General features: G+C 41.9%; 10 protein-coding genes. 7 read left to right on the top strand and 3 right to left on the bottom strand.

Annotated features, from left to right (window positions below; translation table 11 throughout):
* Window positions 1-227: 227 nt before the first annotated feature.
* Window positions 228-620 (top strand): hypothetical protein, encoded by a 393-nt coding sequence (locus V1502_RS02410; RefSeq protein ID WP_409252801.1) that lies wholly within the window; start codon window positions 228-230, stop codon window positions 618-620.
* Window positions 621-1,399: 779 nt separating this feature from the next.
* A complete protein-coding gene (locus V1502_RS02415; RefSeq protein WP_409252802.1) occupies window positions 1,400-3,121 on the top strand; it encodes a S8 family serine peptidase in 1,722 nt (573 codons plus the stop codon).
* A gap of 162 nt (window positions 3,122-3,283) precedes the next feature.
* On the opposite strand, the gene V1502_RS02420 is transcribed toward V1502_RS02415, so the two are convergent.
* Window positions 3,284-4,018: a hypothetical protein gene (locus V1502_RS02420; protein WP_409252803.1), complete on the bottom strand. Its 735-nt coding sequence runs from the start codon at window positions 4,016-4,018 to the stop codon at window positions 3,284-3,286.
* A 60-nt stretch (window positions 4,019-4,078) separates the two neighbouring features.
* Between V1502_RS02420 and V1502_RS02425 the strand changes: the two genes are divergently transcribed.
* The 5 genes from V1502_RS02425 to V1502_RS02445 all read left to right on the top strand — a co-directional run bounded on the left by V1502_RS02425 (window position 4,079) and on the right by V1502_RS02445 (window position 8,326).
* Window positions 4,079-4,360, top strand: a complete 282-nt coding sequence (locus V1502_RS02425) for a hypothetical protein (protein WP_409252804.1) — start codon at window positions 4,079-4,081, stop codon at window positions 4,358-4,360.
* On the top strand, window positions 4,357-4,722 hold the full coding sequence (locus tag V1502_RS02430) for a DUF3221 domain-containing protein (protein ID WP_409252805.1): 366 nt from the start codon (window positions 4,357-4,359) through the stop codon (window positions 4,720-4,722). The genes V1502_RS02425 and V1502_RS02430 overlap by 4 nt, the downstream gene beginning before the upstream one ends.
* Before the next feature lie 79 nt (window positions 4,723-4,801).
* Window positions 4,802-5,899 (top strand): D-TA family PLP-dependent enzyme, encoded by a 1,098-nt coding sequence (locus V1502_RS02435; protein WP_409252806.1) that lies wholly within the window; start codon window positions 4,802-4,804, stop codon window positions 5,897-5,899.
* Window positions 5,900-6,313: 414 nt separating this feature from the next.
* Window positions 6,314-6,964 carry an SDR family oxidoreductase gene (locus V1502_RS02440; protein WP_409252807.1) on the top strand — a complete coding sequence of 217 codons (651 nt, stop codon included), beginning with the start codon at window positions 6,314-6,316 and terminating at the stop codon, window positions 6,962-6,964.
* A gap of 690 nt (window positions 6,965-7,654) precedes the next feature.
* Window positions 7,655-8,326 (top strand): DNA-binding response regulator, encoded by a 672-nt coding sequence (locus tag V1502_RS02445; RefSeq protein WP_409252808.1) that lies wholly within the window; start codon window positions 7,655-7,657, stop codon window positions 8,324-8,326.
* 662 nt (window positions 8,327-8,988) lie between these two features.
* On the opposite strand, the gene V1502_RS02450 is transcribed toward V1502_RS02445, so the two are convergent.
* Window positions 8,989-10,434: a DEAD/DEAH box helicase gene (locus V1502_RS02450; protein WP_409252809.1), complete on the bottom strand. Its 1,446-nt coding sequence runs from the start codon at window positions 10,432-10,434 to the stop codon at window positions 8,989-8,991.
* Between the two features lie 264 nt (window positions 10,435-10,698).
* Window positions 10,699-11,979, bottom strand: a complete 1,281-nt coding sequence (locus V1502_RS02455) for an OFA family MFS transporter (RefSeq protein WP_409252810.1) — start codon at window positions 11,977-11,979, stop codon at window positions 10,699-10,701.
* Window positions 11,980-12,158 lie beyond the last annotated feature (179 nt).

Consider the following 12,158-nt stretch of genomic DNA (forward strand, 5'->3'; position numbering starts at 1 on the left):
ACTTAACAGACTAACGACGGCAATTGCTGAACTACTAACAGCTTAACCTAAATTGTGAAATCGGATTTCCGTTCCAATCACTGAAAATTGCATTTATACCTAAGGGCTGAAGGGGTTCAAGCCACCTGTTCACAACCCCATAAAGAGATAGAATTAAAACAAACTAATATACCGCATATAGAGCCTCAATAACAATACCATTAATTTTTTGTAAGGGGGAAGTATCCTTGAAGAGAAAGCTTCCGACTATTAGTATTGTTTTAATTGTGTTACTAGGGATAATATTGATTTTCTATCAAACTGAAAAAATGGAGCAATCCAAGGCTTTAGAAGAAAAAAGACAAGAGGTAATGGATGAATTAGCAAATAACTTAAGCCATTTCCATCCCGTTCTTGATGCGTTTGTTGATACTAATTACGGAACTACAATTGCTTCTAACATTAGTTCCAAAGGTATAGTTGAGTATGATAGAGGATTGGCAAAAAATGAATCTCCTTTCGGGAATTATATAGTTAAATATGATCTATATAATATGAAAGTTGTTTCTGAAGAAATAAAAGTTACTAATCCTGATTATGCCGAAGAGTGGCGAAATTTTCAAAAGGAAAACAAAAAGTGATTTCAATACAAAATAGTGAAGAGTAGCCAATAGACCTTTGGCTCAGGTGTTTTTCAATTAAAGGGTTAGTGGAACATTTAAAACTCAAATATTGGTGGAGGTTTTTAAAATTAGTGCAGCAATAAGTGTTTTTCTTTATTTAATAATTCTTTTTGGTGTTTCAATATTATTGTTTTTTTCGTTAGTTTCAATTTGGGATACAAATGAACCTGTCGTTGCTTACTTATTGTCGTTAATTAGTTCTCATTTGATATTTAGTACATTTGGAGAAATTGGTAAAAAGGAGAGATGATATCGCTTTTGAAGAGATAGAATATATCCTCGGCTTCCTTCTTATTTTAAGGGGGACTCGCTCCAGCTTTTTTTCCGACAGAGGTAATAAGGCAACTTACATCCCACGTTCCTATATTGAAGATTTAGGTCATGACCATCCATTGGGTAACGAGATTCTTAGAAAGCAATAACAGAACAGGTGAAAGATTACCGGGATATAGAAGCAACCCCTGAGTCTATCTTGTTTACATCAGAAGCTCAACAAGCCCTTCATCTGATTGGTCAGTGTCTCTTAAAGCCAGGGGAACAGCTAGAATTTTACTCTCCTCATGGCGGTATCCACTTCTGATGCAAGACTAATAAAAAAGAACAGAACACATAGACCATTCCTTCTATTTGTATACTACTTTAGCAGTATCTGTTTTTATCCTTTTAGTGAATTGCTTTATGGCAGTTAAAGTTTGATAATTAAATAGATTGAATAATTCGACAAAAGGAGGAATAACATGAAAAAACTGCTATCTGTTCTTTTAGTTTTCTTCTTAATGGTGAGCTTAGGAGGTGTGACTCCAGGTAAAGCAGAGTCACAAACATTGGAAGTGGACGAGCAATTAACTTCGGTTCTTTCAAAGGTGAGCAACTCCACCCTTGTGGAAGCCGTGATCACTTACGATACGATGCCGACTGTTGAGCAAATTACATTTTTGAAAGGCTTGGGTTTACAGACCAAGACGTTCAAGAATTTGCCGATGGTTGCAGTGAAAGGGACAAAGGTTCAACTAGAGAATGTAGTGTCTTCTAGTATTGATGCGGTTTCGATCTACTACAATAAGAAATTGGATTTTCTTCTTCGTGACAGCCGTGCCCTTGTCGGGGCAGAAAAGGTGTGGAACGATTTGGGGTATACAGGGAAAGGGTCAACTGTAGCAGTTATCGACAGTGGAATTGATGCCACCCATCCTGACCTGCCGTTTGGGGAAAAGGTAGTTCAAAACGTTAAATTCCTAGTAGGAAGCGGCTTTTTCTCTGATGAAGCGCTATATTTAGAGAATGTTTTAAACACGGACACTTCCTCTGGACATGGAACTCATGTGGCTGGAACGATTGCCGGATCCGGTACTGCCAGTGAAGGCTTATACAAAGGGATTGCTCCTGATGCTAAACTCGTTGGACTTGGTACAGGGGAGGGGATCAATATCCTTTGGTCTTTGGAAGCCTTTGACTATGTACTTGAGCATCAAGAGGAATATGGCATCGATGTCATTTCCAACAGCTGGGGAACAACAGGGGAGTATTCACCCAATAATCCTATTAATGTTGCTAGTAAAAAAGCCCATGATGCAGGTATGGTCGTAACATTTGCCGCAGGAAATGAAGGGCCGTCCGATAATACACTAAATCCTTATTCTGCTGCACCTTGGGTTATATCTGTTGCAGCCGGAACAAAGGATAAAAAACTGGCGGACTTTTCATCCAGGGGGGTAGCGAATGATGAATTCCTTCACCCTGATATTACAGCGCCTGGTGTGGATATTGTCGCGACAAAATCCTCAACCGGAGTCGTAATGAACTCTCTTGGCAGCATTACAGATGTTGACTATATTGCACCTGAACATCTTCCATACTATACTACGGCGAGCGGTACAAGTATGGCGACACCACATATTTCCGGAATTGTCGCTCTTATGCTTGAAGCACAGCCGGAATTACATCCAGATGTGGTCCTGGAATTGTTGGAGAAAACTGCTGATCCAATGGAAGGGTATCAATACCATGAGGTTGGAGCTGGGTATGTCAATGCATATGAGGCAGTAGCTGTCGCTGAAAAGACTTCAGCCAAAATAGGAAAATATAGAGACAAGCAGACAGGGAAAACTTATGATACCTACTTTGTGGATGAAACTTGGAACGGCTCAATCGGAGTAGGGGTGTCTGAAGCGGGTGCTTCTTCCCATGATTATTATGACATCATTTTAGACAGTGGTGCCGTAAGCTTAAAAACAAAAATTGAATGGTTGTCTCCAACGAACGACTTGGATTTGTATGTGAGGGATGAACAAGGCACTCTGGTTGGTTCATCAGGAAACGCAGTGTCTACGACAGAAGAGACCTTTACTCCTGAAGTGTTAGCAGGTACCTATACAGTCGATGTTGAGGGATGGTTAAATACAATTGAAAATTATACCGGAACCTATACCGTCGAATATATCGTTAAAAACGGTAAATAGTCTGTTCACTAGGCAGAAGTAATAAAGAACCTCCGATTTATTAATCTGGTCTTTTTTTAAAGGCCAGTAAAAAAAGGCTAGGCTGCCAGAAAGAGATGATCTCTGTATTGTACAGGGGTCATCTTTTTTAAAACAATAAACAATAGGGCCTGCCCCCTGTATCTATTCCTTTCCAGCAGCCCTGCTTTTTTCTTCCTCAATGATTGCAGCTATCCGGTCGTTACTACGGGCCACACTGAATGCATTGGAATCCTTCCAGTAAACCAGCCGGATGTATGCGCCGTTTTCAAGTTCGATTTCAATGAAGTCCATGGGCCCGTCCGTCCCGCCATTCCTCCGCAGGGCAGATTGATCAATCAGTTCTTGCTTAAAGAAATCGTCGAGGAAGGCTTTCTTATTTTTCTTAGTAAAAGTATGAACCCGGGAGCCATCTTCAGAACTTTGTAGGTGGAGATCCTTGACTTTCCCCTTTATTGGGTACAGGTCCACGACTGATTTTGCTTCCTCATTACGATCGACAATATATAGCTTTCCAGCCGCTTCCACCATTAACTCTGCGGGATAGCCTTTCACCTCATAGATGGGAGTTCCTGCTTCCAGGAAAGCGGCATCCCCATTTTGTGAAATGTGGTCTGGGGGAGCACAATCAGCCAGCATGAAGGTTACTTCCCCAATTTTGTTGCCCTTTAGAGCAGGGCCTTCATTCCCTATTCTGGAAAACCTTTCATACGTGAAGTCATTAATTTTTAAGAAATCCACCCAGCCCACGATAACCCCTCCGGTATCACATTTTCTTGTTGCACCGCCATTGTTATCAGGATCAGACTGAATTTCAGTTGCGCAGGCAGTCAAAATAGTCATTAGAAGTAATAGGCATGCCAGCCAAATGTGCTTCATTTATCTGCCTCCTCTTATAAATTGAGATAAATCAATTGTAGCACGTTTTGGTGTTAGAAAATGGAAAATGAAGTAGGTATCCTCGTTTTACCGGCATCTATTGCTACAGAGAAGGAATTCCCCCCTTTAACTCGAATTGTAGAAAGACATACCACTGGAGGGAATAGGATGTTCACAGAGATTAAGAAAATAATAGAAGAAGAGATGTCTGGCAGACAGGCATCTCCGGGATACCGCGAAGCACCCCATGAAAGGGTATGTAAAAGAACTTCTAGAGCTCTACTTCAAGCTCAATATCATAAAGATGATAGAAAATTGACTATTGGAGGGGAGAGTTTATGATGCACCTAAAAAAGATAATTCTGCCATTAGTTTTCATGTTTGTCTTATTGTCCATTTTTCTCTTGGTCAAAAGCTTTTCACCCACAACTAATGAGGAAAGCGGACAACTAAGTGTGGAAGGGATCGTTGGAAAAATAAGCGGTGAACAACTATTAATTGAACAAGGGTTGAGCAGCGAGGAAGTCATGAAATTATCTGAAAGAGAAATTCTATTAAATTCAAAGAGTGCAACTTATTTTACCTTGCCAGAAAGTGAAGAAAAGTTGGCTGTGGGAAACAAGGTAAAAGTTTGGTATGAGAATTTAGATACTTCTAATCCAGCAAGGGGTACAGCTACAAAGATAGCGATTTTAGAGAACTAGTCGGGTTTGAAAAAAAAACAACAGTCTTTCAAGCTGCTCCAAGCTCAACATCATAACTAAAACAGGAGGTGTATAAAACATGAAAAAGATATCTGACCTCGACACACCGACACTGCTGCTGGATTACCAGAAGCTTTTGAAAAACATTAACGAGATTGCGAGTTTTGCAAAGGAATATAATCTCTCTTATCGACCTCATATCAAAACACATAAATCGGTTGAAACCGCAAAGCTGCAGCTGCAGGCGGGAGCAGTCGGTATAACCACCGCGACCATCCCGGAAGCAGAAGCAATGGCTGCGGGGGGAATCGATGACATCTTGATTGCCTATCCGATTTCCAGTCCGCAAAAGATAAAGAGAGTAACCGGAATGTTGGCGCGAGGTGTGAAGCTCAAGATAATAGTAGATAACAGGGAACAATTAGTCTATCTGCAAAAAGAACTGGAGCATACCCCCTTTACACTAGAGGTATGGATAAAAGTCAATTCAGGATTAAATCGCTGCGGAGTGGAACCTGGCAGGGATGCTCTAGTGTTGGCAAAGGAGATTATGACGCATTCCAAGCTAAAACTGGATGGAATCTTAACACATGCCGGTCATTCCTATGCTGCTTCAAGTTATGCTGAGATTGAAAGGATCGGCATTCAGGAAGGGCAGGCAGTCGTGGAAAGTGCCGAGGAATGTGAAAGAGCCGGGATTCCTATTCCCGTACGAAGTGTCGGTTCCACACCAACCTATAAGATCTCTGGAAAGGTACCAGGAATTACCGAGATCAGGCCAGGGAATGCTGTGTTTTTTGATAGCATCCAGGCAGGATTAGGGGTAACATCGCTTGAAAACTGTGCGCTGACTGTACTGGCTTCTGTTTCAGGTGTATATCCGAACCGGATTGTATTGGATACAGGGAGCAAAACGCTCTGCCTGGATAAAGGTGCGCACGGAAACGAGACAGTAAAGGGATTTGGATATATTATTGGCTACCCTGAAATCACGATAGAACGGTTATCCGAAGAGCATGGAGTGGGAACTTTTACAGGAGAGAGTTCTTTGAAATTGAATGATAAGGTGCAGATCATCCCTAATCATGCTTGTACGGTGGCGAATCAGTTTGAGGAATATGTTGTTCATGAAGATGGGAAAGTGATTAGCACTTGGAAGGTCGAGCGTAGAAAATGAAACGCGGCGTGCACACTGAACATCACTTTTTAAATGGCTCTGTTAAAGAGTAATGTTGATTTCTTAAGCATTATAATTGATAGATTTCCGCTACAGGCGCGTGACTCCGCGGGGCAGGCGGTGAGCCTCCTCGGCTGCGCCTGTGGGGTTACGTTCCAGTGGGTACGTAACCTTGGTCTCACCTGTCCTGCTAGTCCCGCAGGAGATCGCACGCCTTCCGCTTCAATCAACTATGATAATACCTTTGAAGCTATATAATTTGTCTCCTTGGAGCCCTAAAAAACAACACCATTAACTAACAAAGCCTTTTAAATAAATGGAGAGCAACTAATGTTGGCCAAACAGCTCATTAGACAATAGGGTTAAAGACCATTTACGATATTTAAATAGAAGTAAACAGAAAGGGTGGATACAGTGAAAATTCTTGTAGTCGGAGCAAATGGACAAATCGGGAAACAGTTAGTCGGAATCATTCAGAACAGCGGAAGCCATACGGCGAGAGCGATGATACGCAAACAGGAGCAGGTATCCCATTTCGAATCACTGGGTGCTGAAACAGCAGTGGTGAACCTAGAGGGAGAAGTAGAAGACATTGCAAAAGCAGCAGAAGGAGTCGATGCCATCGTCTTCACTGCAGGTTCCGGTCCTCATACGGGTGCCGACAAAACCCTCATGATTGATTTGGACGGTGCCGTGAAAACAATCAAAGCGGCTGAAAAGGCAGGAGTGAAGCGGTTTGTCATGGTCAGCTCGTTTGACACAACCCGCAAAGCGATACAGGAAGCACCGGAATCCTTTGCACCATATGTCGTCGCCAAACACTATGCAGATGAGTGGCTGCGGGGAACAGACTTAGATTTCACCATCGTCCACCCGGGAAGACTGACAAACGAGAACGGAACTGGAAAAGTGGAAGCAGCGCGTGAAGTTGAAAGAGGAGAAATTCCGCGTGAGGACGTTGCGCAGGTCATCTTTGGATGTTTAGAAGATGAGTCAACGATTGGGAAAGAGTTTCAAGTTGTGAGTGGATCTGCGGATGTTAAAAAATCGTTGAGCAATATCTAATTATTTTCAAGAGGGCAAAGTGCAGGGGAAAGCACTTTGTCCCTTTTTCAATCTCCCCGCACTCCTCCAAGAGCCTGAAACACAAGTGAATAATTTGGTTTGCTAATAATCCTGGTAGTAAAAGAGTTAAACTAACAATTGAAAAATGATATACTAAAAACAATATAACTAGGAGGTGTTACCAGTGAAATGGGAACAAGTACGTGAAAAATATCCAGAGCAATGAGTACTTGTAGAGGCTATTTCTGCCTATCCGAAAAATTCAATACGCTATCTGGATGAACTATCAGTCATTTCTCACTTCCCCGAATCCACTCCCGCATGGAAAGAATATAAAAATTTCATTTAGCAGAACCTACACGTGAATACTACATTTTTCATACTCACCACAATACAATTGTAGTTAAAGAACAAAAGTTCATTGGAGTAAGGTGACGACTTCAATGAAGATAGAGATGTATGATGGATTACCCATCGTCTCAGTTACATTAACCTTTAATGGAACAAATATAGGAATTATATTAAACTAAAAATAGTTCTCCACTCAAGTTTCTTCCTTAAGCTTAAGCTGATTTTGTTTAATTCCCCCAAAGGTAATAACATACGAAACTGCTTTTCCTACTCGCATTAACACAAAAAAACTTTCCGAATATCAAATTTACTTGAACATTAGATAGGAAGAGGGATGCTATGGAATTTGAAAAAGAATATCAGGCCTTTATGGATAGTCACTTACAGACAAGGACCGGGGAGCGGCTGCGGCGCTTACAGGAAGGTCATAAACATGCTGAAATGTTGTTTTTGAAGCAAGTGTGGTGGCCGTTATTTCACCATTTTCGGTATCTGCATCCAGAATATGAGGTTAATGATTTTAAGGATGGCAAAAGGTACTTGGACTTTGCTTATATTCGTCCCACCATGCAGATTTGCTTTGAAATTGACGGGTACGGCCCTCATTTACAGAAAATAAGCAGATGGCAATTTTCTGATAGCCTGGAACGTCAAAACCAGTTGGTGATCGACGGATGGACAGTGATCCGCTTCTCATACGACCAAGTTAAAGAGAAGCCGCGTCGATGCCAGCAGATTATTCAGCAAGTGATTGGCCGTTGGCTTGGGGATGAACTGGATCAGACGACTCTTACCTTAGTCGAAAAGGAAGTGCTTCGGTTAGCGATTCGAAAAGGAGAGGCCATATCCCCTATGGAAGTCGAAAAATGGCTGAAGCTAAGTAGCAAGCCGGTTAGAAAAATACTTTCTCAACTTGTCGATAAACAGATGCTCACTCCCGCATCCGGGACAGTGAGAGTTCGCTCTTACCAATTAGGGGCTCAACTAAAACACTTTCACACTCTCACTTGACCTAAAATAGCGGGAAAAACTCCCCTTAATTAGTAAAAATCATGAAGAACAACTAAAATAGCGGGAAAAATTCCTCTTATTTGACTTGAAAAACTCTAAAACAGGAAATTTTCTATGGATAAGGGGAAAAACTCCCCTTATTTACCCCAAAACAAGCCATAACTTAGATTTAACGGGAAAAATTCCCCTTATTTTTCGCTAATGTTTAAAGGAAGTATAATGAAGGCAGGGAATTTAGAAACGGAAGGAGACTGTCCCGTAAGTGATGGGGCTAATTAGAAGTTAACGTAGAACCAGTGAGAGTTCGCTCTTACCAGTTAGGGGGTCAACTAAAACACTTTCACACTCTCACTTGACCTAAAATAGCGGGAAAAACTCCCCTTAATTAATAAAAATCATGAAGAACAACTAAAATAGCGGGAAAAATTCCTCTTATTTGACTCGAAAAACTCTAAAACAGGAAATTTTCTATGTATAAGGGGTAAAACTCCCCTTATTTACCCCAAAACAAGCCATAACTTAGATTTAACGGGAAAAATTCCCCTTATTTTTCGCTAATGTTTAAAGGAAGTATGATGAAGGCAGGGAATTTAGAAACGGACGGAGACTAGTTAATAAAAAACAAAATCCCCCCTCGTCCGTTGAGGGGGGATTAGGTTTTTTTATTTAATCGCCTTACTGACTTTTAACTTCTTCCCTTTGACAGTCGCATTCTCCATGGCCTGCAAAACCAGCGAGCCCTTTCCATTCAAAATATCCACATAGGACATTTGATCATGGATGGTGATGATGCCGATATCCTCTGCTGTGACGCCGGGGATTTTGGCGATCGTTCCGACGAAATCAACCGCACGGATTTTCTTCTTTTTCCCGCCGGTGAAATGAAGTTTCATGATATCTTGATTGATGCGGGCGGTTTTATTGTTTCTCACAACCCGGCGGCCGCTGAGTTTTTCTTCGAAAGCCGCTTTTCCAGCTTTAACTTCCTCATGATCAGGAGCTTCCGCAGCAGGAATCGCAAAGCCAATGTATCTTTCAATGGCTTTAATGAACTTTTCTTCATAAGGAGTCGAAAACGTAATGGCCTTTCCTTTATTTCCAGCACGGCCTGTTCTTCCCGTTCTGTGCACATAGCTCTCTTTTTCCATAGGCACGTCATAATTGATGACAAGTGTAACATTATCAATATCAATCCCTCTGGCAGCGACATCGGTCGCGACAAGATAGCGGAAGTTCCCCGATTTGAACCCTTCCATCACAGAGAACCGTTCCTCCTGTTCCATTCCCCCATGGAGTCTCTCACAAGGATATCCAGCCCTATCTAATTCGCTGTACACAGTGTCAACGTTTTCTTTGGTGCGGCAGAAAATTAGGCAGCTGTCTGGATTCTCTACAACCGACACGTCTTTAAGGAGTGAAATCTTTTCTTCTTCTCTCACTTGGATCAAAGAATGATCAATGGTATCGGCCGTTACCCCGGTGGATTCAATTTCAATCTGAAGAGGGTCTTTCATATATTTGTGGCAAAGATTTTCAACATCTTTTGGCAGGGTAGCAGAAAACACCATTGTGACCCGGTCTGAAGGCAGCTCATTGATGATCGCTTCCACTTCATCGATGAAACCTCTATTAAGCATCTCATCTGCTTCGTCTATGATAAGATATTTGATTTTCTCCAAGTCCAGAGTTCCCCGTTCGATATGGTCCATAACCCGGCCAGGTGTACCAACCACTACATGCGTTTTTTGTTTTAATTCGTCCCTTTGTTTAGAAAAAGGTTCCTTTCCATATACGGCCACTGCCTTAATGCGTTTAAACCTGCCTATATTCGTGATATCTTCCCGGACTTGAACCGCAAGCTCTCTTGTCGGGGTAAGGATCAGAGCTTGCGGCTTTTTCTCCTCCCATTCAATCAAATCCGAAACAGGGATCCCAAAGGAAGCCGTTTTGCCGCTTCCCGTTTGAGCTTTTACCACAAGATCCTGATTTTCCAGTGCTGCCGGGATGACTTTACTTTGAACTTCTGTTGGAGTTTCGTATTTTAGCACAGCCAGTGCTCTTTTGATTTCATCGCTTATCTGATAATCCGCAAAACTTCTTTTACTCATTATTCAACCTCTTTAATTGTTTTTTCGTCCTATGTATAGGATTCTCTCCAAGAAATATCGTATGCATGATCTGAATAAGCTTCATTATACTTGAAAAGGGAGGGGCAAAACGGTTTTTTGATAAGTTTTATGAAACAGAGGTCAGGGTGAACTGTCTCACACTTAGAGAATTGAAGCCTTGAGTCTTCAGATGGGACGAGGACCCCTTCTATAAAAATAAAGAAAAGCCAACTCCCATCTGGAAATTGGCTTTTCTCCATGAAATTATTGAACCGTCACTCCATTTTTAGAGTAGACTTGTTTTTCTTGATTTTGCATCCTTTTAATATCAGCACGTAAGAAAAGGCTGATCACGAAGGCGCAGGCGATTAATACCAGGAAAACGTAGAATACAGGAATATAGCTCCCGGTCGCTCCTTTAATATTTGAAACAAGCAGCGGTCCGAGAATGCCGCCAAGTGACCAGGTTGTTAATAGATACCCGTGTATGGCGCCAAGCTGCTTTGTTCCGAACAGGTCCCCAATAAAGGCTGGCAAATTGGAGAAGCCTCCGCCATAACAACTGACCACTAATAGAATAAGAGTTTGAAACAGAATCACATTTGTTGTCATTGGAAGGGTGAGGAACGCGACCAGCTGGATGACGAAAAAGATGATAAACACATTCTGCCTGCCTAGATAATCCGAAGCTGCAGCCCAGCCCAGTCTTCCGCCACCGTTGAAAATCCCCATGATTCCGACCATCGTTGCGGCCGCTGCAGCAGATAAGCCGACGATGTCCTGAGCCATTGGAGAGGCAACAGAAATCATCATAATTCCGGCACTTGTATTGATTAACATCATCGACCATAACATCCAAAAGTGCTTCGTTTTAATGGCTTCCTTTGCTGTTAGCTGCCTTAAGTCTTTTCTGACGGTTTGCCGACTTCCTGCAACCGCTTTCTTAAGAGTGTCAGGCAACCAGCCTTCTTGAGGAGGTGCAATATACGAAGCACCGAGAATCATAAGAATAAAATAACTTGCACCTAAAATGTAAAAAGTGCTGGAAATATCGATCGATACCATGAGAGCAGCAGCGACTGGAGCGGTAATGAGTGCCCCCGTACCAAAGCCAAGTACGGCCATACCCGTTGCTAACCCTCTTCTATCCGGGAACCATTTTACTAATGTAGATACAGGTGAGATATATCCAATCCCTAATCCTAATCCACTTAGCAACCCATACGTGATGATGAAAAGGACAGAAGAATCCACCGCGACAGCAATCCCTGAACCGGCTTGTCCCAACCCAAACAATACAGCAGCCAGTGCCGCAGACTTTCGGGGACCGTTTTTTTCTACAAAACTTCCCATAAAGGCTGCCGTAAATCCTGCGAGCGCCATCATAACTGTAAATGCGAGAGTAACGTGTGATTCGGACCATCCCATGGAGTCAATTAGCGGATTCTTATATACGCTGTACGCATATGCAGCACCAATAGAAAGGTGAATCGCAATTGCCGATAAAGCAATAAGCCACCTGTTTTTTGTTTCCTTCACATTCATTCCCCCTTAGTAAAAATAATCTCTCCGTGAAATCTCCCAGAATTTGTGTGACATCTACAAATATAATACATTTAAAGATAAAAATCTAACAATTTAGACAAATTTAATAATTTAGATAATTAAGGTGAGTAAATAGGCTGATACCCAATCTATTTTAAAAAAACTATTTTTAAGAGTGC

The organism is Rossellomorea sedimentorum, from assembly GCF_046237645.1.
GTDB lineage: Bacteria > Bacillota > Bacilli > Bacillales > Bacillaceae_B > Rossellomorea > Rossellomorea sedimentorum.

What these genes read in the sequence shown, in the direction of transcription:
- V1502_RS02445 (WP_409252808.1), top strand. Translation starts at nt 7,655, where the DNA reads ATGGAATTTGAAAAAGAATATCAGGCCTTTATGGATAGTCACTTACAG.
- V1502_RS02430 (WP_409252805.1), top strand. Translation starts at nt 4,357, where the DNA reads ATGATGCACCTAAAAAAGATAATTCTGCCATTAGTTTTCATGTTTGTC.
- V1502_RS02455 (WP_409252810.1), bottom strand. Translation starts at nt 11,979, where the DNA reads ATGAATGTGAAGGAAACAAAAAACAGGTGGCTTATTGCTTTATCGGCA.
- V1502_RS02435 (WP_409252806.1), top strand. Translation starts at nt 4,802, where the DNA reads ATGAAAAAGATATCTGACCTCGACACACCGACACTGCTGCTGGATTAC.
- V1502_RS02425 (WP_409252804.1), top strand. Translation starts at nt 4,079, where the DNA reads ATGGAAAATGAAGTAGGTATCCTCGTTTTACCGGCATCTATTGCTACA.
- V1502_RS02420 (WP_409252803.1), bottom strand. Translation starts at nt 4,018, where the DNA reads ATGAAGCACATTTGGCTGGCATGCCTATTACTTCTAATGACTATTTTG.
- V1502_RS02450 (WP_409252809.1), bottom strand. Translation starts at nt 10,434, where the DNA reads ATGAGTAAAAGAAGTTTTGCGGATTATCAGATAAGCGATGAAATCAAA.
- V1502_RS02415 (WP_409252802.1), top strand. Translation starts at nt 1,400, where the DNA reads ATGAAAAAACTGCTATCTGTTCTTTTAGTTTTCTTCTTAATGGTGAGC.